This window comes from Rhodococcus opacus (assembly GCF_012396235.1).
GTDB classification, from domain to species: domain Bacteria; phylum Actinomycetota; class Actinomycetes; order Mycobacteriales; family Mycobacteriaceae; genus Rhodococcus_F; species Rhodococcus_F opacus.
In genome coordinates this window covers 1-24,292 of record NZ_JAAXPA010000020.1, presented here as the reverse complement: position 1 = coordinate 24,292, position 24,292 = coordinate 1, and the positions used below count along the sequence as shown (strand labels likewise).

The window sequence follows — 24,292 nt, the reverse complement described above, 5'->3', positions numbered from 1 at the left end:
GTGATTTCCGTCGTATTCCCGTGCGCAGCGCCAGAATAGGGGGTCACCGCGAATCCGTGCGGCTCGGTCGAGGTGGCCAACGTCATGGCGTTGAGGATTCCGTCGGAGATGCCGAGAGAAGGGCCACAGCCACGTCTGCGTGGACCCGGTTGGCGACCTTTCCGGATTCGGCGGACGCGGTCGATGATCCGGCCACCGGCGACGACCTCGTCGATGCTGTGCACGGCCGCATCGCCCGTCCCCTGCGACGGTGCCGTACTAGCCTTGACCGGCCTGGCCAGATCCACTCGTGCACGCGCTCGGCAGTCCCAGCCGGTCACCTACCAGGTCAGGGTCGATCTGGAAGACGCGAAGCCACCGATCTGGCGGCGACTGCTGCTGTCCTCGGAGTTGATGCTCGACGAGCTGCACGCCGTACCGCAGCAGGCCATGGGATGGACCGACAGCCATCTGCACCAATTCCTGGTCGGGGAGAACAAGATGGACCGATTCGCCGAGCAGTTCCACATGAAGTTCATGCTCGACGACGGCGCCGACGGGGTCCTGGAGAACCGGGTGCGCCTCGATGAACTTCTCGCGAAACCGACGGACCGGCTGTTCTACCGGTCCGACTTCGGTGACGGATGGGAACACACCCTCGTCGTGGAGAAGGCGCTGTCCCAGATCGGCGACGACCCGCCCGCGCTCTGCGTCGGCGGTGCCCGCGCCTGCCCACCGGAGGACTGCGGCGGTATCTGGGGATACCTCAACCTCCTGCAGGACCCGACGATCGCCCACGAGGCGGTGCCCGACGATTTCGACCCCACCTACTTCTCTGTTGAGGAGACCAACGCCGGCCTGCGTGATCTCGCGGCACTCCCGGTGCCGAATCCCGAGGGCGGTGACCGGCACTTCCAGCCCGCGGCAACGGCGGTGGGGTGGCTGCCCAACCGGGTAGGCGCGCCAGGCATCCGGCTGACCGCCGCCGGGTTTCTCCCGCCGACGGTGGGGACCGCGGCGATGGATCGGCACCTGCACCCGGGAGGACACCACCGCACCGGTTTTCGACCTCCGCGAAACCGCTGCGCAGCTGAGACTGCTGCGCAGATACCGCGGGCAGCTGTTGCTCACCAAGAATGGGGCCGCCCTCCGCGACGACCCGGAGTCGCTCCGCCGCTACCTGGCCGCGCCCTGCCCACACCGCCGTGGTGGGCGTCAGGGCGATACGCACCCGACACCGGTCCCGCCGCGCCGTCGTAGCCGCACACCCCACCCCCAGCAACTCCCAGGACCACCACCGAAAGCACACGGAAACAGGACATCCCGGTCACGCACCTCGGAAGGACCGGTGCGTGCGGGCTGCGATCACAGCAGCATCGTCGGCGGGGCGCGTTGGTCCGTGGCTTTCGGTGCACACCAACGGCGTGACGCTTGCCCTGCGCCGAGCGGGCTGGCAAGTAGTGCGCCACCGGTCGGCGCAGCCCCGACGCAGCACACCGACCCCTGCGGTGGCTACCCTGACACCGTGTATGCCGACAGATGATGGGAGGACCATGCGGCGCCTGACCGGTCGATGGCGGATCGTGCAGATGGACATGTGGGACCGCGACGCCATCGACCTCGTCGAACCTGGCTTCATCGAGTTCGCCGGCAACGGGACCGGCCAGTTCGGCTTCATCGCCGTCCGCGGCTGGATGGATTGCCGGACCACCGAACACGACGGCCGCACCACCGTGGAGTTCAGCTGGGACGGCGACGACGAAGGCGACCAGGTCAGCGGGCGCGGCTGGGCCGTTCTGGTGGGCGACGCAACGCTCGAGGGACACCTATTCATCCATCGGGGAGACGACTCCGGCTTCCGGGCGAAACCGTTTGACCGCGCCGATCAATTGGATGGGCGATGAGTGAGTACCAGTACTACGAATTCCTCGCCATCGACCGGCCGCTGGACGATCGCCAACGGGCCGAAGTCCGTTCACTGTCCACCCGCGCGCGGATCACGGCCACCAGCTTCGTCAACGAGTACCACTGGGGCAACTTTCGGGGCGACCCGAACCGGATGATGGAGCGCTACTACGACGCACACCTCTATCTGGCGAACTGGGGGACACAGCGGATCATGCTCCGCCTACCGCGCGGCCTGCTCGACATCGACGTCGCCCGGGACTATTGCGTCGGCGACCAGGTAACGGCCTGGACCACAGGCGAATACCTCGTGCTCGACCTGACCAGCGAGGACGAGGCCGGCGACTTCGATCCTGACGCCTGCCCACCGTTGTCCGCCATCGTCGGAGTCCGCGCCGAACTCGCCGCGGGCGATCTCCGGCCGCTCCACCTCGCCTGGCTGGCCGGCCACGGCACCGCGGAAACAGACGAATACGCCGATCAGGATCTGGAGCCACCCGTGCCGCCCGGATTGGCCGCGCTCACCGCGGCGCAGCGCGCCCTGGCCGACTTCCTCCGCGTCGACGACGACCTGCTCGCCATCGCGGCCCAGACCAGCGCACCACTCGCCGAGACCACCGACGTCCCCGGCCACCTCGCCGCCTGGGTGCAGGACCTGCCCGTTGCCGAGAAGAACCGGCTCCTGCTGCGGGTCGCCGAAGACCACGCCGTGACCGTACGGGCGGAAATGCTGCGCAGGTTCCACAACGAACACAGCACACCCATCGCATCCCCACCTCGCCGAACCGTGGCCGATCTTCTCGACGCCGCACGCCGTCGCCGGGGCGACCGCGAGCGCCGGATGGCCGCCCGGCGTGCCGAGCAGCAAGCCCGACGGCAGCAGGACCGTTCCCTCGCCCGCGAGAAACGAATCGACGAGCTGGCCCGCGACGAGGAGGCCACGTGGTCGCAGATCGACGCGATGATCGCCACCCGCAAACCCCGCGAGTATGACGCCGCCGCCGCACTGCTCACCGAACTGCAGACGCTCGCCGAACGCGACGGCCGACGTGACGCCTTCACCCAGCGCTGCCTGGCACTACGTCACACGCACGCGCGCAAACCACGCCTCATCGAACGCCTCGACCGGGCAGGCGTGTGAACCGCAGATCCAGTGATGGGTGTTGTAAGGAATTGCCTGGTCACCAGCGACCTGCAGTAGTGCCACCGAAAAGCCGGAGCGGCACACGCCGCCGCGGGATCGTGACTCGCGCTCCGGCCGACTTTCGCCGGGATCCGGTCGATCCCTGCAGCCAGGAAGAGGATCGATAAGCATCCGCGCGGTGGCAGATCGTGGTGACCGCCACCGTGCGATGCGCGGCGTCGATCAGATACGGCACCGGCCGACGGAGGTCGAGGCCGCCCGAGAACGGGAGCGAGCGGCGCTGACCACACTACGGCGGCAGGCCTTCACCGTCCCCGGCTCGCACCGACCCTCACGTCGACGCGCGGAGCGCCGCGGACACGTACTACTCCCGGCGGCGAGGCGTGGCGCGCTCCCACCAGTCGATCATCTCGCCGTCAGCCACGAGTCTTTCCAACACACGCGCGGTGAACTCGAGCAGCAGAACTTCCACAGTTCCTTCGCCACGAGGTGATAGTGGTGCAGTGCCTCATCGACGGTGAACGCGTCCACGTCGCCGGCGGGCGCGCTCGAGCTCGGCTGCGGCACACTCGATCAGCTCACCCAGCCGGGCCTCGTGATAAGCGGCGACCAGCGCCCGATCGGCTCGCCGCTGCCCCGTGCTGCCCACCGTCACCGACAGTACTGATGCCGCGAGGCACCCCCGACCCAAAGACCACGACCATCGCCGCGGCGCCTACCTACGCAAAGACTGGAAGGGCGGGTCGACGAAACAGAACCCGCGGCATACCGCCGCACCGGACCTGCTGGACCGGGAGATCGCGCAGTTCCTCGGGCGCTGAGATGACTTGCGACTTGATCATCTGGAGTGCAACCCTACGGGCCGAAATGGCGGTCTTGCGGGTGACCTGTAGGACCCGCAGCGACTCGACCATTCCGTCGCGGGGTTTCGGTGTGACGGTTCTGATCTGGGCGAACGCGGCGTGTGCGGCGTTCTCGGCGTCGATGGTGTCATCCTTGCCGCGGCGTCGTCGATCAGACCTGTCGGGTGCGGTGACCTCGCGGACCTCGAGCCCGGCATTGTCGACAAATCGGAGCCGTCCGGCACCGTAGGAGCCGGTGCACTCGACGCCGATCCGGGCGAGGTCGCCGTGGCTGCGCATCCAGCGCAGCACGGCCCGATAGCCAGCGCGGGTGGTGGAGAAGAATTCGGTCGCGGCAATCCGCGTCAGATCGGCCACCCACTTGCGGTTCGGCGCGGTCGCGGTGAAGCAGATCCGCAACCTGTCCCGCATGCAGCTGATCCGCACCCTCGCCGCCTGGCGGCCCGACCTGACCGGCTTCCGCGACCCGACCACTGCCACCAAGATCGCACTCAAGCACCTCGCCCGCCGATACCTGGAACTGCACGATGAGATCGCCGACCTCGACCGCCCCATTCACGCCCTCGTCGACGAACTGGAGCCCACCCTTCTCGAGCGCGTCGGAGTCGGTTACCAGTCCGCTGCCCAGTTACTCATCACTGCCGGCGCCAACCCTGAGGGGCTGACCTCGGAGGCGTCTTTCGCCATGCTGTGCGGTGCCGCCCCGCTCCCGGCGTCCTCCGGGATGACCACCCGTCATCGCCACAACCGCGGCGATGACAGAGCTGCGAACTCGGCGCTGCACATGATCGCCGTCAGCCGATGGCGCATGGATCCAAAGACCCAGGCTTACGTCGCTCGCAAACGTGCTTTCGGGCACTCCAATCCCGAAATCCTGCGATGCCTCAAACGCTTCATCGCCCGCGAGATCCTCTACCTCCTCAAAGACTGCGATCGAGTCACCCGGCAATCGCACCGGCCGCTTGACACACCGAAGGGCGTCAACGGGACCCCGTACACATCGAAGGAGTCCGCCGACGTGTACCGGGAGTTGGGTGCGCTCCGTTCGCGCGGGACCGTCGGAACATGACAACGCGTCAGCGACGTCGCCGGTATCCACACTTCAGCGGCAACCTCATCCAACCGCTCGACCACCGGCGTCTTGTTCGTGGAACCGTTGTCTATCACCACGTTCACCTCAAGGCCGGCGGGGTAGGTGTGCTGTCCACACCGGCTACTCCGAAGGCGAACGTCGCACGTTCGAGAAGGGAGTTTGCCACATGGCCGGGTCGACAACCGGAAACCGGCGGCCGGACACATGGGTGGGAACGAGTCGGATGAAAAGGTTCTTCGCCCCGGCCTGCCACGGAAAGAGTGGCAAATCCACGGTGTCCATCAACTCGTCGATTTCACGGATCCCCTCCGCACGGCCCTTGATCACCACGCTCCACGCTTCGCGCGACGGAGCCTCGTAGCCGTCGACTTCCAGCGCAACCGGCGCATCTGACAGCGCAGCGGACACCTTGGTGCCTCTCCCGGATCGAAACACGAGGGTTCCATGATCGACCGCATAATTGAGGGGAAAGATATCCGGGTGGTCGTCCACCCACACAGCGAGACGGCCAATACTCTCGGTACGAAGCAGCGCCCAGCATTCGTTGACAGCGAGTTCCCTGAGACTTGGCTCATTGCTTCCCATTGTCTTTGCCTCCTGTCGTGGCATCAGGTCCGGTGCTCGTTCCCGTTCCGCGCACCGATCCACCTCCACGAATCATCGTCGCTGTCTCGGCTCTACGCGACGTATCCGCCCCAATCCACTGTCGGACAAACGGCGTGTGTGGTGCCCTCGACCAGCGCGTGGTGCGTGCCCGACCGGACGCAATGTCCTCGATCGTCGCCGCTGGAGCAGCCGTGAGGAACTACGGTTGGCGATCGTCGGGTGTATCGAGCACTCCGTCAGTCGATTTCGGTGCAGTCGAGGATGGCGAGCAGGTCAGCGAGGAGTTTATCGGCTTCGTCTTCGATGCCGTCGAGGATGTCGGTGACGTCGTCGAGGTGGGTGTGGGCGTTGCGTCGGACGGCGATGCCGCGGTCGTAGTAGCCCTGGTCGAGTTCGACATCGACCACGACTGGGAGCGGTGTGTTCTCGAGTGTGGGCGTCGCGGGCGGCTTGGACGGAGGCCGCTTGTGTACCGGTGCTTGGCCGGCCAGGTGCGCCCGGACCAGGGCGGCGACGGATTGTCCGGTCAGCGGAGTCGGATCGAAGGGGGTGTGGCCCCACCGGTCGATGGGGCGGCCGCCGAGAAGTTGGGTGCTCGGATAGCGGTCCAGAAAACCGAGCACCTCTACCCAATTCCGATACACGGCGGTGGGTTCGACACTGGATTCGGCGGTGACACGCACCCAGTGCTCCTCCCCTGCCCTGAGACGAGCGCGTCGCGCTCGGCGGTGACGTCGGTGCGCCGCAGGCGGGCGATCTCCTCGAAACCCAACCCCGCTGCGGCCAGGGTAAGCAGGAGAGCGTCGCGGCGTCCGAACAACCCGCCCGGCCACCCGGTGACCGGAAGTTGTGGCACCAGCTGCGCCACCCGCTCCCCGACCCGGGCCAGTCGGTCGGCGCGCGCGGTGCCCAGCAGCTGCCGGATCGTCTCCGCGCGGCCCGGCGCCGTCAACCCGGCTCTGGTGTGAACGGCGTTGATCGCGGTAGCCCGGCGACGCTGCGTCCCCTCGGCCGCCGGATGGTCGGCGAAGAACTCCGCCAGCACCGACGGATGCGCGGGTAGTGCCCGGTGGCCGCAGGCTTCGCACCAGTCGGCGAACAGTACCCAGTCGTGCCGGTCCCGGCGCGGCACCACCAGGCGTGGGCTGTTACCCAACCCGGTCGGTGCGGTCATGTCGACGTACATGCTCAGAGTCCTATGTCGGTGACGGCGTTGCCGACGAGGGGGGCGTGTTCGCGGGCGTAGAGCTCCACGGTCGCGGGGGTGGTGTGCCCGGTTTGCCGCATGATCGCGTGCGCGTCGGCGCCGTTGCGGAACGCCTGGGTGACGAAACCGGCCCGGAGCGAGTGCCCACCGAGCTGCGCGACCACATTTTCGTCGTAGCCAGCGGCCCGGGCGCGGCGGCGGATCGCCGCATGCACCGACACCCCCGACAACGCAGTGTCGGAGAGGTTGCCATTCTTGGCGATCGCCCGGAACAACGGCGCCCGAGCTCGCATGCGCGGCAACGCCGCCCGGGACACATGGCCCTCGAACGCTGCTGCTGTGCGCAGCAACCGGATCACCCCGGGTCGGCCGGCGATATCGAATGCGGCGACGACCTGCGCCCACCGCACATACGCACACGGCGGGCAGCTGTGATGGTTGGCGGTGAACGGCAGCGCCCGCACCGTCCCGGTGCCTTCCTGGTCGGTCAGTAACGACCATTCGCTCCGCGACGACGACATGATCACCGCCATCGCGTGTCTGCGGGAGACCGGCTCGGTTCCTCTCGTCCACGCCCACGAGTGGAATCTGCCCCCGACGACCCCTTCGACCTGACAACAGGGACGCCCGGCGCGGCCACTGTTCGAAGATACGCACCGACATGGGAGCGGTGTTCCTCGAGACAACCGAAAAGTTCCCCGACCCCGACGCCCGCGAACCGACAGCGAGGCTGATTCCGCAGCGCCAGACTCCGTCGCCGACGGGTGCTCGCCGCATCGGATCGTCATGGAGAGTCTGAATGCCTACCGTCGATGGCTGTGGTCCTGCGGCTCGGCGGCCACCCCGGGGCGGCGCAACGACGGATACGCCGACGAAACCGGTGGTTGAGTGTCAAGGGACATATGCGGCCCGCTTCCGACCGGCCTGTGGCACCGATGCTGGCAACCCTCGGTGTGCCGTCGACAGGTGATTCGTGGGCTTGCGAAATGACTCGAACAGTCCTCGTCGCCTCCTTTGCGTCCCGAGTTGGTCGAACGGATGAAGAGCGTCGCCAGGCGACGCCTCTGGCTGCCACCTGATCGATGACTGGCGTCTCTTTGACACTCAGACCGCGTCGACCGAAGTTGCGTGTGCGGGCCGGTCATCGTGCGGAAGGGCCCGCGCATCCAGGGGGCACCGACACCGAAAACTGAAGACCCCAGACAGGGGTTCGGCCGGGAATGTTTTCACATTCTCGGCCGGATCTCTACTTCTCGATTTTTCACCGTTACCGATTACTCTCTCGATCTGCAAAACCCAATTTACGCGCGCCCAGCGGGCACCGCAATACCGCGTACCGGCTGGTCACACGTGCTGTCGACGAGGGTGTGGCGACCGCGCGGGTGGACAACTCAGGTGTCCCTCGAGGCCGCGTCTCCCCGGTGTGCCCGCCTACTGGTTCCTACGGGTTCAGCTGTTCGCCGGTACCGAGGAATATGACCCGGCGCCCGACCGGCCAGGGCGAGGGCGAATCCGATCAGGGGTGCAGTGGTGGTGACCGCACGGAGAGCGCCGGCCGCCGCGAGGAGAACCGCCGTGAGCAGCAGAACCCGCGGCACCCGCTCGCGTGGCCACATCCGGCCGACCACCGCGGCCAGGACGACACCGACGACGAACCCGGCCAGGATCGCCCCGGCCAGGCCCACGACGAACCACGACGAACCACGAACTGCTGCCGAGGGCGACGCCGGTCCGGGTGGTGGTGGCATCGATCGAGGAGACGAAGAACCGGCCGAGGAGGACGAACCCGAAGGCGTCCACGAAACCGAGGTGCATCGCGACGATCGTCGCCACCGGTCGCCGTGACCCAGGTCGCGCTGTCATCTCTGCATCGGCTGTGCTCATCGGCTCGCTCACCACCGGCCAGTTGCCGGCATCGGACAGGGTAGGGATCGTTGACCAGCGCGGTCGGTCCGGTCCTCTCCCCTCGGTGGCGAGGCGCCTGCCGCGACCGTTTACGGGCGCCCGGGTTTCGGGATGCGGGGCCGGAAGGGGCTCTGCAGCACGAATTCTAGCAAATTGCTAAGATTCGCAAGTAACGTAACCTGCCGGGATTGCAGGTTGCAGGCGAGGCAGCAAACCCGGCCACCGCGACACGCACCTCGCCGCCGCTGGCTCGACCCCGACGACAGGAGGAGCCATGACCGCGAACTCGCGCCAACCGCTTTATCAGATGAAGGCGGACTTCTTCAAGACCTTGGGGCACCCGGCGCGCATCCGGGTCCTCGAGCTGCTCAGCGAACGCGAACACGCCGTGTCCGAGATGTTGCCCGAGGTGGGCATCGAGCCGGCGAACCTGTCCCAGCAGCTGTCGATCCTCCGACGGGCCGGCCTGGTCACCGCCCGCCGCGAGGGCCTGTCGGTGTCCTACGCGCTGACTTCCCCCCGCATCGCCGAGCTCCTGCGGGTTGCGCGGGGGATCTTGACCGGGGTGGTCGCCGGGCAGGCCGAAGTACTCGAGGACGTGTCCGAACCTCCTGCCTTGGTGGGTGAAACCGGGGGCTGACGGGGGCTCACCGAGGCAGGAATCCCTCCATTGCACATGCTGATTGCGAATTCTCTTAAGTGCGTACATCGTGTGGATGATGGCGCGGAGATTTCACTCTCGATCGGAAAACGAGAAAAGAGAAGTGGGCGGTGACGAACAATCACGACGGTGGTGCCAGCGGTTCGCCCGACGGCGCCGGTCCGGCCTTGACGGGAATCAGCGTTGCCGTCGTCGCGGTGTCCACCACCCGCTCGGGCACGGCCGGGTCGGCGCGGACCCGGCCGCCGTGGGTCGCGATGGAGGACTATGCGGCACTCATCCGGGAGCGGACTCCGATGCGCGCGCTGTGCCTTCCGGTGACCACGAGTGAACCGCAAATACTGACCGAGCGCGGGCCCGTGATCCTCACCGAACTGGACGTGCTGACGGCGGCGGTGGCGGTGGCGGCCGCGACGATCACCACCCTGCGCCGCCGCAGCGTCCCCCCACGCGCCGGCAGAGTCGTCGTCACCGGCGCGTCGTGGGCGCCGTTGCTGGCGCCGGTGTTGATCGCCTCCGGGGTCGGGGATCTGAGCAGCTGGCACGAGCGTGATGCCGAGGCGTTCCCGCTGCGCCGATTGATGGAACACAACGATGTCCTGGTCGATCTCTCCGGCTGCGCCCCCGACGGTGCGGCGCCCGGGCGCACGGTGACGGTCCCCGCCTACGGCTTCGCCTATGGTGCGCTGGTGCTACCCGGGCTGCTCGCCGCACTGTGTGGACACGGCGTGCGGACCTTGACTGTCGAGGTGGTGGCCGCATGTGTGCGGGCGCTGGCGCTGATCACCCCCGCCGACCAGATGCTGCCGTTCGCCGATGATCGGCTGCTGGTGTCCGCCGTCGCCCGCCACGTGAGCCGGGCCCTGGGCCATCCCGTCCCGTATCGCGATCACCATCGGTGATCGAACGCACCGCGCCAGCAAGCAGCACATTATATCGAGTTCTTTTGAGGAGAACACCCGTGAGCACCCCCACCGCCGCCGCCCCCACTGCACATCCCGCCGTCGTGTCCTGGGTCGAAGACGTCGCCGACCTCACCGCACCGGATGATGTGGTGTGGTGCGACGGCAGCGCCGGCGAGTGGGACCGGCTGACCACACAATTGGTGGACAAGGGCACCTTCGTGCGACTGGAGCGCAAACCGAACTCCTTCTGGTGCGCCTCCGACCCCGACGACGTCGCCCGGGTCGAGGACCGCACCTTCATCTGTTCCCGGTTCCAGGCCGACGCGGGTCCGACGAACAACTGGATGGACCCGGTCGATATGAAGACGGTGATGACCGAGCACTTCCGCGGGGCGATGGCCGGGCGGACGATGTACGTCATCGCGTTCTGTATGGGCCCCCTCGATGCGGCCGAGCCGAAGTTCGGGGTCCAGATCACCGACTCGGAATACGTGGCGGTATCGATGCAGATCATGACCCGCTCCGGCACCCCGGTCTGGGACAGGCTCATCGCGGGCACCGAGTTCGTCCGATGCCTGCACTCGGTCGGCGCCCCGCTGTACCCGGGGCAGGCCGACGTGCCGTGGCCGTGCGACCACACCAAATATATTTCCCACTTCCCCGAGGAGCGCACCATCTGGAGCTACGGCTCCGGCTACGGCGGCAACGCCCTGCTCGGCAAGAAGTGCTACTCACTGCGGATCGCGTCGAAGATGGCGAAGGACGAGGGCTGGCTTGCCGAGCACATGCTGATCCTCAAACTCACCTCACCCGAGCAGCGAGTGCACTACGTCGCCGCGGCGTTCCCGTCGGCCTGCGGCAAGACCAACCTCGCGATGCTCGACCCCACCCTCGACGGATGGACGGCCGAAACGATCGGCGACGACATCGCCTGGCTGCGGTTCGGTGACGACGGCCGGCTCTATGCGGTCAACCCGGAGGCCGGGTTCTTCGGCGTCGCCCCCGGCTCCGGCGTCCACACCAACCCGCACGCCATGGCCACTATCGAGCGGGGCAACTCGATCTTCACCAACGTCGCCCGCACCGACGACGGCGATATCTGGTGGGAAGGGATGACCGACACGCCGCCGCCGCACCTGACGGACTGGAAACGACGGGACTGGACCCCGACCTCCGGAGAGCCTGCCGCGCACCCGAACTCCCGGTACTGCACCCCGATCGCCCAGTGCCCGACCGTCGCCCCCGAATGGAACGATCCTGGCGGGGTGCCGATCTCGGCGATCTTCTTCGGCGGCCGCCGCGCCACCACCATCCCACTGGTCACCGAATCGCGCAGCTGGCAGCACGGGGTGTTCCTGGCCTCGACCCTGTCGTCGGAAACCACGGCCGCCGCGGCCGGGCAGGTCGGCGTCGTGCGCCGCGACCCGATGGCGATGCTGCCGTTCCTCGGCTACCACGTCGGGGACTACTTCCAGCACTGGCTCGACATCGGCACCCGGACGAACGCCGGGTTGTTGCCGAAGATCTTCTACGTCAACTGGTTCCGCCGCGGCGATGACGACGAATTTCTCTGGCCGGGCTTCGGGGAGAATTCCCGGATCCTCGAGTGGGCGCTGCGGCGGATCGAGGGCACCGCCGAAGCCGACGAGACCCCGATCTGCCTGGTGCCCACCCCGGGCGCCCTCGACCTGACGGGCTTGAAGTTCGATCACACCAAGATCGCCGCCGCCTTGAAGGTCGACACGACCGAATGGGTGGCCGAGACCCGGTTGATCGACGAGTGGTACGCGAGGATCGGCGGCAACAAGCTGCCCGACGTCCTGCGCGAAGAGCTCGGGGCCCTCAAGCTCCGCCTGGCCGATCTCGAACTCGGCGACGTCCTCCACCGCCGGGGCGCTCACCCTACCTCCCCCGAGAAGGATTCGCGCTGGTCACAACCGCAGTTCTGACCCGGGACGCGCAACGCCCCTGGGCGCCTGGTCTCCCATGCAGGCCGGGCAGCACGGATCAGTTCGAGACCGTGCCGGGTTCCGAGCGGTGAGGCCGTCCGGTCCCGCCCACGACCAGCGCCCGGTGCCCACACCTGGGGCAGCAGTCGGTGCCGGTCCGCAGCGCCGACACCCGGCACCACCGTCCGCGGTCGGTGCAGTGCAGAATCCGCCCCCGCAGGGCGGTGATCGGGGTTACCCGCATCACTCAACTTTCCATGATGGTTACTTGCTAACATTAGCAATTATAGAATTGATGGCCCGCTGGCCGTCACTACCGAGGAACGTCGATGACCGAACCAACCCCCACCGGCCCGGCCGACGGGGCCGAGAGCGCCCTCGTGCGGGCGGCGCGGTCGGTGGCCGCGCTGCTGCCGCGCTGGGGTGAGTGGACACCCGCGGCCGGTGCCCCGGGCGCGGACCTGCTCGCCGGGCTGATCGTCGCGCTGGTGGCGCTGCCGCTGGCGTTGGGGTTCGGGATCAGTTCGGGTCTCGGCGCCGCCGCCGGCCTGACGACGGCGGTCATTGCCGGGGCGGTGGCGGCCGTCTTCGGCGGGTCCCGGTTCCAGGTGTCGGGCCCGACTGGTGCGATGACCGTGGTGTTGGTGCCAATCGTCGGCCAGTACGGGCCGACCGGCGTGCTCGCGGTCGGGCTGATCGCCGGCCTGGTGCTGGTCGTTCTCGCGTTCGCCGGGGTGGGCCGGGCCGTGCGCTACATGCCGGCGCCGGTGATCGAGGGGTTCACCGCCGGGATCGCCGTGGTGATCGCCCTGCAACAGTTTCCCGCCGCGTTGGGAATCGCCGACGCCGCCGGGGAGAAGGTGTGGCAGAGCGCCGCCGACGCCGTCCACCAGTTCGCCCAGAAGCCCTCGCTACTGACTCCGGCGACCGCACTGGCGGTGGCCGTGGTCATTCTCGTCGGCGGCCGCTACCTCCCGAGGATCCCGTTCTCCCTGATCGCGGTCGCCGCCGCCACCCTGATCGCGCAACTCTTTCACCTCGACATCGCCCGGATCGGCGCCATTCCGGCCGGGTTCGCCGCGCCGACCCTGAGTTTTCTGCACGTCGGTGAGCTGACCTCGCTGATCGCCCCGGCACTCGCGGTCGCCGCGCTGGCGGCACTCGAGTCGCTGCTGTCGGCGACCGCCGCCGACTCGATGGCGGTGGGAGCCCGCCACAACCCGGACCGGGAACTGTTCGGGCAGGGGCTGGCGAACATCGCCGCCCCCCTGTTCGGTGGGGTGCCGGCCACCGGGGCGATCGCCCGCACCGCGGTCAACGTGCGCTCCGGTGCCCGCACCCGGCTCGCCGCCCTCACTCACGCGGTGATCCTGGCGGCGATCGTGTATCTGGCGGCGGGGCTCGTCGCGCAGATTCCGCTCGCCGCCCTGGCGGGGGTGCTGCTGGCGACCACGGTGCGGATGGTCGAGACCGCCTCGATCCTGGCCATCACCCGCGCCACCCGCGCCGACACGATCGTCATGGTCGCCACCTTCCTGGTGACCGTCGTCTTCGACCTGGTCACCGCGGTCGCCGTCGGGGTCGGGTTCGCCGCGGTCCTCGCGCTCCGCGCGGTCGCCAAGTCCGCCCGCATCGAACAGGTCCCGCTCGACACCGACGACCACCTCGCCGAGGAACACGACCTGCTCCGCGAGCACATCGTCGCATACCGGATCGACGGCGCCCTGTTCTTCGCCGCCGCGCACCGGTTCCTGCTCGAACTCGCCGACGTCTCCGACGTGAAGGTGGTGATCCTGCGGATGTCGCGGATCACCACGATCGACGCCACCGGGGCGATCGTCCTCAAGGACGTCATCACCAAACTCGAGCACCGGCACATCACCGTCCTGATCTCCGGAGCCAAACCCGAACATCTCCGGCCGCTCGAGGCCCTTGGGGTGTTCACCACCACCGACAGCGAACAGCGGCACCTCTTCGACACCACCCCGCGCGCCATCGCCTACGCCCGCGTGCTCGTCCTACCCGAACACCACTACACCTCCACCACGAACGAGGACCGACCATGACCGAGAACACCGCAGACAACACCACCCGCACACCCACCGCCACAACACCCGAACCCACTGCGCGGCAACGCGTCGGCTACGTCCTGGGCAGAACCCTGCCCACCCAGCTGCACCCCTGGGTCATCGCGGACACCACCGGCCCCGGCGCCACCCGCCGCTACGCCACCCGCTGCCTCATCCCGCTGATCCCGATCCTCGCCGGGCTCCTGCTCATCCCCGGCCCCTGGATCATCCGCACCGGCATGGTGCTGCTGCTGTTCCTGCCGTTCGTGTACTTCCTCCTCGCCCTGAAGAACATCTACCTCCGCCACCGCCTGGTCAGCCACGGCATCGACCCCCGCCTCCTCAACGCCACCAAACAACGCCGACTCGACCAGGAGCAGGCCTCCTACGAATCCCGCTACCGATCCGCCCCCTGATCCCGCAACACCCCGGTGCAGCCCCGAACCCGGGGTGCACCCCGTTCACTACCAGCCAATTAATTGCTAATATTCGTAAGTAGAAAAAATGGAAGTGGCGGTGAACTGGGATGGGGTCATGCGCCTCCCGGATCGAGCAAAGGGGAACCGGGGCTCGGCGAAACCACCCAGGCTGGGCCGGCGCGCATGCGGTGGTGGCACCCCATCCGTCCGGCAATGTGCCCGATCACCGGCCACGCCCGCGAGGAAGGATCGTCATGCCACATTTCCGATACGTCGGCACCCACGAAAGAATCCATCTCGGCGCCGCGACCCGGATGATCAACTACGGCGACATCGTCGCGGCCCGAACCAATCCCGACCCGCGCTACTTCGAACTGGTGGAACCGGACCAGATCACGCAACGGTTGAGCCGCCGAACAGCGGGAGCGCCGGAACGCGAATAAGTCCGCACACATGCCCTCGAGCCGATGGCTTCCGCGCATTCCCGTGCCAGGACCCCCGTCCTCCCTGCGCGTCGACGTCGGAACCCACCCATTTCTGCCGACATCGCCGACCGCAGAAACCAGCCACCAACCCCACAGAAGCCAGGACCCGATGACAACCCGCACCATCCACGCCACCGACCTGCAGTGGCACACACTCGCTCTCTGGATCCTCGAGTGGGAAGACGTCGACAACCCCGAACCGACCCTGAGCGAGTGGAGCACCGAACTCGCCGCCGCGGCCACCGGGATCGACCGCCGAATCAGCTGGAACCCCACCCAGAACACCGCCACCGCCCCCGAGGACGTCGACCTGCCCCAGATCGAACACACCCTCCGCGGCGCCGTACGCCGCCTCGCCCGCGGCTAACCCCGCCATCCCGGCCCACAGCGAGCTCCGATATCGATCACCGACCGCCGGTGAATCACGGACTCGCGGCGTCGGTGATCGGTGCGGGTGACCGAAACTCGCTGTGGCAGCTCACTCAGCGCCCGGCCGCCGGTCCCGCGGCGCCGACGCGTGTTCGGGGACCAGGACAACCGGACCGAGGCCGTGGTGGACCAGGTGCGAAGACACCGACTCCCCCACCACCCGCTCGAGGACGGACACCAACCCTCCCCGCGAACTGCCGATGATGATCATCAGGGCGTCATTCACGTCGGCGATCGTCGCCAACAGGTGCGCCGGGTTGCCCTCATGGCAGTAGTAGCTCCAGTTCCCGGGCAGCGATGCGAGCATGGTGCACGCCTCCGTCCGTTCCCGCTCGACCGTGTCGACGATGCGCCTTTCCCAATCGTCCCGGTCCGGTTCGATAGGAAAATCGTCGAGGTCGACGACGTGGGTGACATGCAGATACGCGTGGAGCGGGACCGCAAGGCTCATGGCGAAGGACAGCGCCCGATGGCTGGCGGGATACCGGTCGAACCAGATGGCACACCGGCTCGGTCGCGCCCGCGGGTCCGTCCACGCGCACCGGTTTCCGCCAGTCCCGCACGCCTTCCCGGTCAGGGGGCTTCTTCTTGATCATCTACTCCTCCTCACCACCGGCGGCCTTGGGAGCCCAGCCGCTCCTGGCGCCGATGGTCACCGCCGCGGCGCCCGGCGCGCTCGCCTCACCGGCGGGGGGTACCTCCTGTGTTCGATCAGCGCACGGTCTCGATCCCCCATGGTGCTGAAGGTCGTGTACCCACAAACAGCAACCGACACCCACGACCAGCCGGATCTCCCGCGGAACGCCGTGAACACCAGCCCTGTTTACGAAAAGCGGTTCGCCGAGCCGGCCACCGGCACCGCCGCTATCCGGACAGCTAAACACACACCGGAACCGAGCTGTGGGTGTGACCGCATCAGGATCGACCGCCGGCACGGGCGCCGGGTCGCGACGATCTGCCCCGGGAGAGCGGCCGTCAAGCGGCGCAACGAGGCGGTGCAACAACCCGTGTCGGGTGTATCAGCGGAAATCCTTTGCGCCTAAACGAGTCAAGGGCCGCGACTCCTCCTCGCGATCGGCGATCGGCCCATCAAGCCTGAAGATATCCCCGGCCACGCCCGACATAGGGCCCGACCGGCCCCGGCGGTGTCCGCACATGGGGGTGTGGTCATCGTGAGTTCGGGAACTGGCTTGCCGGAGTGACCTTGTCCTCTGTTTCACCACCTCGGTGTGAGTTGATTGTTGCGGTGGTCGGGCACTTCGAGCTGAGGAGACCGTCATGACCACGACAGTCCCGGATTCGGCGCTCTCCGCGACCGAGTGCATTCGCTTGCTGCGGTCGGTTCCGGTCGGCCGAATGGTCTTCACCGAGAACGCGGTGCCGGCGCTGCGTCCGGTGACCTTCGCCGCCTTAGGGGGCGAGGTCGCCATCCCACCGACGACGAGTCGTTCGAACGCTTCGACGGAGTTCCTCGCCTTCGAAGCGGGGGACATCGATCTGATCACCCGAATCGGATGGAGCCCATCCCGCAACCAATGGACCGACGGTACGACTGTCGTCGCGGTGACCGCCCTGCAGGACCTGAGGCGACGAAAGTACTGCACCCGCAATTCCCTCGATGTGATTTCGTGGCCTTCAGTGCGGTGGCCCGCGGTTCCTTGCTGTCATCGATCGGAACCCGTTGTATGAACTCGCTCGAGTCCGTATCAGCACACCAGCGGTCCGCTGTATAGGCAGCCAACCAACAGTGCCGGTGCTGAGGCTGAGCGGCCGGCTCAAAGGTCGTCGAGCAAGCCTTCTCGGAGTAGATCGACACCCACCGCCCTCGAGCCCGGTGAGGACCTCTGCGCGAGTATCGATTTCGCTGAAACTGGTGCGGCACGCACGCGGACGCAACCGGGCTCGATGAACCACCCTCAGGCGTAGGCTGCCCCTGATCAACCCGAGCGGTGCTGTCGTCAACGGTGGCAAGCCCCGGTTCCGGGCCGGAGGCTTCCGCCGCGCTGACGGCGGGACGTCAGCGCGACTTGTACACCGAATACCCGGTGCGCCGCGCGACCCGCAAAATCGCGGCGTGCAGATGCTCTGCTCGGCGATACAGCTCCCGGCGGCGCAGCTCCCGGCGCACGTCGGGCTCGTTCTCGAGGTCGGCGACCGCGGCACGGTAGGCGTGCTCGGCCGCCGACAGTGCCTCGATCGCGCGGTCCGCGTACGTCGCGGCGGCAGCCCCCGGCAGCGCACGCAGTGCCTCGGAGAGGGGAACAACCGCAGCGGCGAGTGCGTCAAGCAACTCCACCAGGAATGGATCCGGGGCAAGACCTGTCTCCCCCGAACGCGACAGCTCCGACTCCCGGATCAGCGCATAGCCGGCCTCGGTGATCTCGCCGAGGCGTTCCCCCAGCTCGAACAGGTCTTCCGCCTCGATCGGCGTGCTGAAACTGTCGCGCACCGCGTGATGGAGTTCGCGACGCGCGACGTGTTCGGCCTCGGCGACGCCCCGCAGTTCCGCGACCGCGTCGTCGATCGCGACCTCGCCGTGCGCCCACCCGTTCAACACACCCATTCCCTGCTCCACCAGCACCAGCTGCGCACGCAGCATGCCGAGCACGTCGAACGTACGCGGCAGAAACCAGGAAGTAGGCAGGCGCGGCCAGCGCATCACATCCCCTCCCACACCGGGAACAACGCCGCCCCGAGCAGAGCGGTCACCGGCAACGTGACCACCCACGCCAAACCCATCTCCTCGACCACCCTCCAGTGCACACGCCGCGTGCGGTGCTGTGCCCCCACACCTACCACGCCGGCGGCGACCACGTGGGTCGTGCTCACCGGCGCGCCCACGAGGGAGGCGCCGAGGATCACTCCGGCGGCACCGGATTGACTCACCAGACCGTCGAGCGGCGTCATCCGGAACACGCCGTGTCCCACGGTCCGCACGATCCGCCACCCCCCGAACGCGGTACCGACAGTCAGGCTCGTCGCCGCCGCGAGCTTGACCCACAGCGGCACCGTGAACTCCGAGAGGTGCCCACTCGCGACCAGCAGCAGGGTGATCACGCCCATCGTCTTCTGCGCATCGTTACCTCCATGGCTGAACGCGAGCATGGCGGCCGTGCCCCATTCGGCACCCCGCACCGGGGCAAGGGCACGCCGCCGGGCCCGCCGCATCAGACGCCAGGCGAGCGCCCCGAGCAGCGCACACGCAAGTGCCCCCATCACCGGGGAGAGCGCCAGCCCGGTGAGGATTCCCACCACACCTGTGGGGCGGCCGTCGGTGAACCCACCCCAGCGCACCCCGCCGGTGCCCGCAGCGACGAGGCATGCACCGACCAACCCGCCGACCAGGGCGTGCGACGAACTCGACGGCAGCCCCCACCACCACGTCAGCAGATTCCACGCAATCGCCGCGGTCAGTGCAGCACCGACCGCCGGCACTGTCGCCGCCGCGGGCAGCTCCACGACCCCGCCGACGGTGTCGGCGACGGCCGTGCCGACAAGTAATGGCCCCGCGAAGTTCCCGGCCGCTGCAAGTATCAGCGCGTGTCCGGGCCGGGCAGCCCCGGTGGCGACGAGCGCAGCGATCGAGTTCGCCGAATCGTGGAAACCGTTGGTGAGGTCGAACGCGAACGCCGTCGCGATCGCTAAGAGCAGGGCGACTTCCACCGGCTCAGCACCAGCGACCCGAGCACGGGCTCCCGAAGGCGTCGGCGACCTGGGCGTACCTCACGGTCGAGCTCACACGGTTCGGAGTTTGCGGCACCGATCCCCCAGAGGTCGTCGGCGCGAAGTCGTGCGGTACCGGACTGATACGGGGAGTTGTCATCGGGAAACCTCCTGGCGAACAGTCTGAGCCACCTAGCAACGGCCGCGCGCACGAACGCCGCCACAAGCCCGTCAGTTGCTCTTCGTCATGCACAAGGTCGCGCGCTGGCCGCCGACGCACACGAGTCGGAGTACGGGCGTCGAACGAATCCACGGGGTGTATGTGGAAACTACGGCGTTTGTTGCCCGCGAGGCGTACGCGGAGCTGAGTCGACGGCATTCCGGGTGGCCAGGTGCAACCGTCGATCGGCTGATGCGCGCCAGGGGCTGCGAGGCATTACCCGCTCATGAATCCCTCGACGACGGTCACTACGGCCGAGACCGGAGGACCTGCCGATACGGTGGCTTCGACCGACCCCTTCATCATTGGCCCGGGGAAGCACCGTCGAGCGAACCCAAGGAGGGGCCCCTATCCGCGGAGGCGATCGGGGCAAAGATCAAACGTGTCGTACAGCTGAGACGCTCGACCGGGCAGTTTCGTGGCCGCGGTGGGCAGTTTCGTGGCCGCTGCCGGGCACTTTCGTGACCGCCTATGGGCAGCTTTTCATGTCCGCCGACACGCCAGGCACTTCTGCGTGACGCGCCGGAGAGTTGGGATGGCATCCGGCCGCGCGTTCTCTGGAGAAGTACGTACTTGCTCTGTGAGGCAGGACGCCATGGAGCCATGTCCGTGTCATGAGAGTGGATCTGGCCATTGACAACCCACCGCCGCCACCCCGCCCCGCGGGCTCGGACGGCGCCCTCACCACCGCCGAGCGCGTTGCCCTGCTGCGGTCGGTTCACATCGACCGTCTCGTCCACATCGAAACGCCCTCCCGGTGATGCGGCCGGGCACCTTCTCAGCCCCCGACCGCTGGCTCCGCGGACCGTGCAGACGTTGCGCGGCGCACCGGCAACGATTCGACAGCGCGCCGGCTCAGGTAGCGCAGTCCCGCAGAACTTCATCCCGCCCGTCGACACCGCCAGACGGGAACGGTGATGGGCCAGGAAACAGCCCGAACACACGAACCCGTCCGCCTGTCGCGGCAGAACCCGTCCGCCTGTCGCGGCAGAACCCGAACCCGCAGCTCACTTCCCGACAAGTCAGCGTCCGGCAGCTCGAACACCTCCTCGACAACGGCATCGACGCCGCCCTCGTCGATGACCCGCACCGGTGCGGGTCGACGACCGGTCAACGCTGCCACAGACTCGTCGGTATCGGCATCCCCGAGGTCGGTGCCCCGGGGGGCGCCGCAATCAATGACCATGCCATCCTCCCCGGTTTCGCCGCCCACCACCGGGCACGGTGACATCGACGCCAAAAGCGGCGGCGGGACTCCGACAGGGGCCGTTAATCACACAGTGAGGTCGTCAGCCATGTCGTGTCACAACCAGTCGCCGATGTTCGACGACAGCTCGTATACAACGGCCGGTCGAACTCTGTCACCACCCGAGGACCATCGACCCTAACCGTGAGCACCCCGAGCGGGAACACTGAAACGGAATCTGCCCCAGCGGCGTCAGAGCAACTCGGGCAGGCGCCGAAGGAGGCAGCAATGCAGCCTACTGTCCCCGACGACGATCTCATACGGACCGCCGTCGACCTCGCCTGCCGAGCGCCATCGGTGCACAACACCCAACCGTGGCGGTGGCGCTATGACGGCGGCGTCCTCGACCTGTGTGCCGACCCCGGCCGTCGACTGGCCGCGACAGACTTTCCGGGACGGCAACTGGTGATCAGTTGCGGCGCGGCCCTGCACCACCTGAGCACCGCGACGACTGCCCTGGGTTGGTCGACCGACATTCGACGCCTTCCCGATCGGGCAAGCCCAAATCACCTTGCCCAGATCCGGTTCCACCACCGAACCCGCGCCCCGAAGCCACACGATCTCGATCTGCTCACCGCGATTCGCCGCCGCTACTCGGATCGGCGCCCGTTCGATCCGGTCGACCCGAACTCACCACTACCGGTCTCGCTGAAGGACATGCTTCGTCAATACAGTGTTCGCCTGACCGTATTGCCGCGCAGCACCCGACCCACGCTCGCGACCGCCACGGAACTCACCGGCGCCTCCCGCCAGTTCGACGTCGCCTATCAAACCGAACTCTACTGGTGGGCAGGGCATTCCCAGCCCGATGATGGGATCCCGCTAGAGGCACTGGCTACCGCAAACGACCAGGCCCAGGTCGATATCGGACGCCGATTCCCCATCGGATCAGACAGCGGTTCCATCCTCCACCCCGACCAGGCGACCATACTGCTGCTCAGCACCAACGGCGACGACCGCGGTTCGTGGCTTCGCGCCGGTCAAGCCCTGTCTCATGTACTGCTCGAAGCCACAGCCACCGGGCACGCAACCTGCCCGCTCACCCACATGACCGAGTTCGCACCCAGCCGAAATCTTATCGGAACCCTGTTGCCGGACGCGGGTCTACCGCAAGCACTCATTCGAATCGGATCAACAAACGACAAGCAACCCCCGAGACAGACACCCCGACGCCCAATCGAGTCGATTCTCACCATCACGCCGCGACCGAACTAACGCCGCCGATCGGCACTCCTCCGGCCCGGCGGGCGGTCACCGGCCAACTGTCGCAATCGACAACGGCAGCACGCAGGAGCGGCACAGAGTCACCAACAAACACGGCCTCCGCCTCCGCATCGTCGAGTGGGTCCGCTGCGGCGATACCGAGTCAAGGCGGCCTGCCGCCCCGATGCCGCCGGGATGGTGAACACAACCTCAGCGCGGCCGAGTTCCGAGCGCGCCGCCGCGCCGCTGTACTCGGCGATCGGGCCGAGCAGTGCGTCGACGTTCTCCTCACCGATCGTCGCGTCCAGCTCGGCGACGACGTTGTATGACTCTGTCATTGGGCTGAATCCTTTCCTGTGTTCGTCGGTGGTGTGAGGTTTGGGACAATGCAACTCGGGCCGGGGGTGATATCAGCACCCCCGGCCCTTGTCCCGCGAGCGGCGTCCGGGCGTGCGGAAGACGGCGGTGACGATGGGGCTGTAGTCGCGGCCGGCGAGGACGACCACGTCCTCGGCATCGAGCAATCCCAGTGCGGCGGCCTGCTCGTGGACGGTGTCGGCGGTGACCGAACCCGCTTCCCCCAACCGCATCTCGTACGGGGCGATCACGGTGTCGAGGGCCAGCAACCCGTGCAACCGGACAGGATGCGGATGTTCTCCCGCGGGACGAGCCGGCGGGCGGCCTGCTGACAGAGCCGATGGTCGGTTCCGAGGTAGAGGGCACCGGCAGGAACCGTCTCAGGCCCCGACCGCTTTCGGAGTCCGCAGGGATGGGTAGGTTCCGCAACATGCAGGACAAGCCAGTGAAGGTCCAGGCGCGAGAAGTCCGCCAAGGCGATCTAGTGGTGGGGAGCCGTACGTCTCCCATCAAGCATGGTGCCTTGATCAAGGACACGTGGCGCGACGGAAACAACCGGGTCGTGGCGGCCGTTGATGCCGGTATGCGTACCTGGACGCCACGCCAAGAGGTCTACATTTTTCGACCTCAGTGACCTGAGGCACCGCCCGTAACCAGGGCCTTGTCACGGCTTCACCGAGATAGCCGACTGATAGTCGTTTACACCGCTACCCCAAGACCTCGGAGCGGGAGGTGGGACGTGTCAGCACGCCGAGCGAGTGCACGCCCAGTTCGGTCATCTGCGCCGCGCTGCGGCCGCACCCCGAAGAGCATGATCTCGTTGGTGCAGCCGTTGCCGCGGCGAGACCGGCCACATCATCGAATCCGGATTGTTCGGGATGACCCAGACGCTCGCCCGTGAAGCGGCGGCCGAGCTCGCCCGGTTGGGCAAGCGCACCGATGACGGCATCGGCACCACCGTCAGCGCGGTGACGCCGGGCCTGATCACCACCGAGATGACCGCGGCGATCCCCGAGAAGGTGTCCTCGCCGGAACCCCGCACAGATCCCCGCCGGCCGGGCGGGACGACCCGAGGAGGCCGCACGGGTCGGGCACTTCCTGGCGGCCGACGACTCCTCTACATCACCGGACAGGTGTAGAGCGTCAACGACGGCATGAACATGTGATCCTGACCCAACCCGACAAATCCACCCTGGTCCAGCCTCGGTGAGGAGAGGAAAATAGGGACGATGGTCGACATCTATGAGGTACCCGCAGGAGAGCCACGCCTGACGTCATTCCTCCAGGCGCAACACACCACCCAGATCGCCCGGCGCGGCGAGTTGGTCGACGCACGCGACCGCCCGGCCCTGATCGCCTCGACCGACGACGAGACGGTCGGGGTGCTGATCTACGACATCGACGGCACGAACTGCGAAATCGTGAACATGCGCGCATCCGGCCAATGGGGCGGCGTCGGCACGGCACTCATCGAACGCATCGCCGAAGTCGCCCGTGCACAAGGCTGTTCGCGACTGTGGCTGGTCACGACGAACGACAACCTCGACTCGATGCAGTTCTACCAGCGGCGCGGCTTCCGCCTGTCGGCCGTTCGATGCGGCGCAATGGACGAGGCGAGACGGACCCTGAAGCCGGACATCCCCGACATGGGCTACTACAAGATCCCGCTTCGGGATGAAATCGAGTTCGAGCGCGACCTCGAGCCCGCGTAGACGAGCCCGCCCCACTCAGCCCGGCCGAGGAGGCGAAGCGGGCTGAGCGCCACTGCATCAGATGACCGATCCGGCCCCTACGATTGGTTCCTTGGTGGGTGGCTGCGTTTCCGAGGGAATGGTCGCGATGGCCAACCGCATAGTCGGGACTGCCCCGGCTCTGGTTGACACCTGACCTGTGAGGGATCTGCCCTCACGGTGGAAGGATGATCGACATGCCGAAGCCGTATCCCGAGGAGTTCCGCCGCGACGTCGTCGCCGTGGCCCGCAAA

Annotated in this window: 24 protein-coding genes and 4 pseudogenes; 16 read left to right on the top strand and 12 right to left on the bottom strand. The window is 67.5% G+C overall.

From position 1 onward, the window contains the following. Positions 1-183 precede the first annotated feature (183 nt). The 3 genes from HGB39_RS24425 (at position 184) to HGB39_RS24415 (ending at position 3,025) form a co-directional block, all read left to right on the top strand. Positions 184-1,239, top strand: a complete 1,056-nt coding sequence (locus tag HGB39_RS24425; RefSeq protein ID WP_005568805.1) for a plasmid pRiA4b ORF-3 family protein — start codon at positions 184-186, stop codon at positions 1,237-1,239. 164 nt (positions 1,240-1,403) lie between these two features. Beyond that, a complete protein-coding gene (locus tag HGB39_RS24420; RefSeq protein ID WP_247607486.1) occupies positions 1,404-1,883 on the top strand; it encodes a hypothetical protein in 480 nt (159 codons plus the stop codon). Next, entirely contained in the window at positions 1,880-3,025 is a 1,146-nt protein-coding gene (locus HGB39_RS24415; RefSeq protein WP_005568801.1) for a hypothetical protein, read from the top strand. The genes HGB39_RS24420 and HGB39_RS24415 overlap by 4 nt, the downstream gene beginning before the upstream one ends. A gap of 800 nt (positions 3,026-3,825) precedes the next feature. Here HGB39_RS24415 and HGB39_RS24410 read toward each other — a convergent pair. Beyond that, positions 3,826-4,221, bottom strand: a pseudogene (locus HGB39_RS24410) (IS110 family transposase); the annotation flags it as partial. A gap of 61 nt (positions 4,222-4,282) precedes the next feature. Here HGB39_RS24410 and HGB39_RS24405 point away from each other — a divergent pair. Then, a pseudogene (locus HGB39_RS24405) lies at positions 4,283-4,843 on the top strand (transposase); the annotation flags it as partial. Between the two features lie 261 nt (positions 4,844-5,104). Here the strand turns inward: HGB39_RS24405 and HGB39_RS24400 are convergent. The 5 genes and pseudogenes from HGB39_RS24400 to HGB39_RS24385 form a co-directional block, all read right to left on the bottom strand. Beyond that, entirely contained in the window at positions 5,105-5,569 is a 465-nt protein-coding gene (locus HGB39_RS24400) for a pyridoxamine 5'-phosphate oxidase family protein (protein WP_037206748.1), read from the bottom strand. Positions 5,570-5,826: 257 nt separating this feature from the next. Continuing rightward, positions 5,827-6,213 carry a hypothetical protein gene (locus tag HGB39_RS39940; RefSeq protein ID WP_312029809.1) on the bottom strand — a complete coding sequence of 129 codons (387 nt, stop codon included), beginning with the start codon at positions 6,211-6,213 and terminating at the stop codon, positions 5,827-5,829. Between the two features lie 2 nt (positions 6,214-6,215). Continuing rightward, positions 6,216-6,776: a hypothetical protein gene (locus HGB39_RS39935; protein WP_312029808.1), complete on the bottom strand. Its 561-nt coding sequence runs from the start codon at positions 6,774-6,776 to the stop codon at positions 6,216-6,218. 2 nt (positions 6,777-6,778) lie between these two features. After that, positions 6,779-7,285: pseudogene (locus tag HGB39_RS24390) on the bottom strand (tyrosine-type recombinase/integrase); the annotation flags it as partial. A gap of 903 nt (positions 7,286-8,188) precedes the next feature. Further along, positions 8,189-8,545 carry a hypothetical protein gene (locus tag HGB39_RS24385; RefSeq protein ID WP_205627356.1) on the bottom strand — a complete coding sequence of 119 codons (357 nt, stop codon included), beginning with the start codon at positions 8,543-8,545 and terminating at the stop codon, positions 8,189-8,191. Between the two features lie 431 nt (positions 8,546-8,976). Here HGB39_RS24385 and HGB39_RS24380 point away from each other — a divergent pair, with 431 nt between their 5' ends. From HGB39_RS24380 to HGB39_RS24350, 7 genes are all read left to right on the top strand, one after another. Beyond that, positions 8,977-9,342, top strand: a complete 366-nt coding sequence (locus tag HGB39_RS24380; protein ID WP_005263702.1) for an ArsR/SmtB family transcription factor — start codon at positions 8,977-8,979, stop codon at positions 9,340-9,342. 131 nt (positions 9,343-9,473) lie between these two features. Then, positions 9,474-10,265, top strand: coding sequence for a hypothetical protein (locus tag HGB39_RS24375; protein WP_168442950.1), 792 nt, complete (start codon positions 9,474-9,476; stop codon positions 10,263-10,265). Between the two features lie 59 nt (positions 10,266-10,324). After that, the gene (locus tag HGB39_RS24370; RefSeq protein ID WP_168442949.1) at positions 10,325-12,217 is read left to right on the top strand and encodes a phosphoenolpyruvate carboxykinase (GTP); all 1,893 of its coding nucleotides are present in this window, start codon (positions 10,325-10,327) and stop codon (positions 12,215-12,217) included. Between the two features lie 329 nt (positions 12,218-12,546). Further along, positions 12,547-14,283 carry a SulP family inorganic anion transporter gene (locus HGB39_RS24365; protein ID WP_168442948.1) on the top strand — a complete coding sequence of 579 codons (1,737 nt, stop codon included), beginning with the start codon at positions 12,547-12,549 and terminating at the stop codon, positions 14,281-14,283. Further along, positions 14,280-14,702, top strand: coding sequence for a DUF5313 family protein (locus HGB39_RS24360; protein WP_054248298.1), 423 nt, complete (start codon positions 14,280-14,282; stop codon positions 14,700-14,702). Before HGB39_RS24365 ends, HGB39_RS24360 begins: the two co-directional genes overlap by 4 nt. A gap of 257 nt (positions 14,703-14,959) precedes the next feature. Then, positions 14,960-15,148, top strand: coding sequence for a hypothetical protein (locus HGB39_RS24355; protein ID WP_054248299.1), 189 nt, complete (start codon positions 14,960-14,962; stop codon positions 15,146-15,148). 151 nt (positions 15,149-15,299) lie between these two features. Continuing rightward, positions 15,300-15,557: a hypothetical protein gene (locus HGB39_RS24350; RefSeq protein ID WP_005568784.1), complete on the top strand. Its 258-nt coding sequence runs from the start codon at positions 15,300-15,302 to the stop codon at positions 15,555-15,557. 111 nt (positions 15,558-15,668) lie between these two features. Here the strand turns inward: HGB39_RS24350 and HGB39_RS24345 are convergent, their stop codons facing one another. Further along, the gene (locus tag HGB39_RS24345; protein WP_005568783.1) at positions 15,669-16,070 is read right to left on the bottom strand and encodes a universal stress protein; all 402 of its coding nucleotides are present in this window, start codon (positions 16,068-16,070) and stop codon (positions 15,669-15,671) included. A gap of 827 nt (positions 16,071-16,897) precedes the next feature. Here HGB39_RS24345 and HGB39_RS24340 point away from each other — a divergent pair. Next, a complete protein-coding gene (locus HGB39_RS24340; RefSeq protein ID WP_005568779.1) occupies positions 16,898-17,308 on the top strand; it encodes a pyridoxamine 5'-phosphate oxidase family protein in 411 nt (136 codons plus the stop codon). A 328-nt stretch (positions 17,309-17,636) separates the two neighbouring features. Here HGB39_RS24340 and HGB39_RS24335 read toward each other — a convergent pair whose 3' ends face one another. Then, positions 17,637-18,278: a hypothetical protein gene (locus tag HGB39_RS24335; RefSeq protein ID WP_054248300.1), complete on the bottom strand. Its 642-nt coding sequence runs from the start codon at positions 18,276-18,278 to the stop codon at positions 17,637-17,639. Beyond that, a complete protein-coding gene (locus HGB39_RS24330) occupies positions 18,278-19,282 on the bottom strand; it encodes an inorganic phosphate transporter (protein WP_005568777.1) in 1,005 nt (334 codons plus the stop codon). Before HGB39_RS24330 ends, HGB39_RS24335 begins: the two co-directional genes overlap by 1 nt. Positions 19,283-20,116: 834 nt before the next feature. Here HGB39_RS24330 and HGB39_RS38960 point away from each other — a divergent pair. Beyond that, a complete protein-coding gene (locus tag HGB39_RS38960) occupies positions 20,117-20,263 on the top strand; it encodes a hypothetical protein (RefSeq protein WP_240483026.1) in 147 nt (48 codons plus the stop codon). A gap of 296 nt (positions 20,264-20,559) precedes the next feature. On the opposite strand, the pseudogene HGB39_RS40265 reads toward HGB39_RS38960, so the two are convergent. Further along, a pseudogene (locus HGB39_RS40265) lies at positions 20,560-20,688 on the bottom strand (hypothetical protein); the annotation flags it as partial. A 288-nt stretch (positions 20,689-20,976) separates the two neighbouring features. Here HGB39_RS40265 and HGB39_RS24320 point away from each other — a divergent pair. After that, positions 20,977-21,963: an Acg family FMN-binding oxidoreductase gene (locus HGB39_RS24320; RefSeq protein WP_005568775.1), complete on the top strand. Its 987-nt coding sequence runs from the start codon at positions 20,977-20,979 to the stop codon at positions 21,961-21,963. Positions 21,964-22,052: 89 nt separating this feature from the next. Here the strand turns inward: HGB39_RS24320 and HGB39_RS24315 are convergent, their stop codons facing one another. Further along, positions 22,053-22,289: a hypothetical protein gene (locus tag HGB39_RS24315; RefSeq protein ID WP_005568773.1), complete on the bottom strand. Its 237-nt coding sequence runs from the start codon at positions 22,287-22,289 to the stop codon at positions 22,053-22,055. A gap of 72 nt (positions 22,290-22,361) precedes the next feature. Beyond that, positions 22,362-22,586 (bottom strand): DUF6884 domain-containing protein, encoded by a 225-nt coding sequence (locus HGB39_RS38950; RefSeq protein WP_005568771.1) that lies wholly within the window; start codon positions 22,584-22,586, stop codon positions 22,362-22,364. Between the two features lie 600 nt (positions 22,587-23,186). Between HGB39_RS38950 and HGB39_RS24305 the strand changes: the two genes are divergently transcribed. Both HGB39_RS24305 and HGB39_RS24300 read left to right on the top strand, forming a co-directional pair. Further along, positions 23,187-23,447 carry a hypothetical protein gene (locus HGB39_RS24305; protein ID WP_005568769.1) on the top strand — a complete coding sequence of 87 codons (261 nt, stop codon included), beginning with the start codon at positions 23,187-23,189 and terminating at the stop codon, positions 23,445-23,447. A 183-nt stretch (positions 23,448-23,630) separates the two neighbouring features. Beyond that, positions 23,631-24,020, top strand: a complete 390-nt coding sequence (locus HGB39_RS24300; RefSeq protein WP_240483025.1) for a GNAT family N-acetyltransferase — start codon at positions 23,631-23,633, stop codon at positions 24,018-24,020. The last annotated feature ends 272 nt before the right edge of the window (positions 24,021-24,292 follow it).

Coding starts and splice junctions, on each gene's coding strand:
- HGB39_RS24425 (WP_005568805.1), top strand. CDS start 184: ATGATCCGGCCACCGGCGACGACCTCGTCGATGCTGTGCACGGCCGCA.
- HGB39_RS24415 (WP_005568801.1), top strand. CDS start 1,880: ATGAGTGAGTACCAGTACTACGAATTCCTCGCCATCGACCGGCCGCTG.
- HGB39_RS24400 (WP_037206748.1), bottom strand. CDS start 5,569: ATGGGAAGCAATGAGCCAAGTCTCAGGGAACTCGCTGTCAACGAATGC.
- HGB39_RS39935 (WP_312029808.1), bottom strand. CDS start 6,776: ATGTACGTCGACATGACCGCACCGACCGGGTTGGGTAACAGCCCACGC.
- HGB39_RS24385 (WP_205627356.1), bottom strand. CDS start 8,545: ATGCCACCACCACCCGGACCGGCGTCGCCCTCGGCAGCAGTTCGTGGT.
- HGB39_RS24380 (WP_005263702.1), top strand. CDS start 8,977: ATGACCGCGAACTCGCGCCAACCGCTTTATCAGATGAAGGCGGACTTC.
- HGB39_RS24365 (WP_168442948.1), top strand. CDS start 12,547: ATGACCGAACCAACCCCCACCGGCCCGGCCGACGGGGCCGAGAGCGCC.
- HGB39_RS24360 (WP_054248298.1), top strand. CDS start 14,280: ATGACCGAGAACACCGCAGACAACACCACCCGCACACCCACCGCCACA.
- HGB39_RS24355 (WP_054248299.1), top strand. CDS start 14,960: ATGCCACATTTCCGATACGTCGGCACCCACGAAAGAATCCATCTCGGC.
- HGB39_RS24350 (WP_005568784.1), top strand. CDS start 15,300: ATGACAACCCGCACCATCCACGCCACCGACCTGCAGTGGCACACACTC.
- HGB39_RS24345 (WP_005568783.1), bottom strand. CDS start 16,070: ATGAGCCTTGCGGTCCCGCTCCACGCGTATCTGCATGTCACCCACGTC.
- HGB39_RS24340 (WP_005568779.1), top strand. CDS start 16,898: ATGACCACGACAGTCCCGGATTCGGCGCTCTCCGCGACCGAGTGCATT.
- HGB39_RS24335 (WP_054248300.1), bottom strand. CDS start 18,278: ATGCGCTGGCCGCGCCTGCCTACTTCCTGGTTTCTGCCGCGTACGTTC.
- HGB39_RS38960 (WP_240483026.1), top strand. CDS start 20,117: ATGAGAGTGGATCTGGCCATTGACAACCCACCGCCGCCACCCCGCCCC.
- HGB39_RS24320 (WP_005568775.1), top strand. CDS start 20,977: ATGCAGCCTACTGTCCCCGACGACGATCTCATACGGACCGCCGTCGAC.
- HGB39_RS24315 (WP_005568773.1), bottom strand. CDS start 22,289: ATGACAGAGTCATACAACGTCGTCGCCGAGCTGGACGCGACGATCGGT.
- HGB39_RS24305 (WP_005568769.1), top strand. CDS start 23,187: ATGACCCAGACGCTCGCCCGTGAAGCGGCGGCCGAGCTCGCCCGGTTG.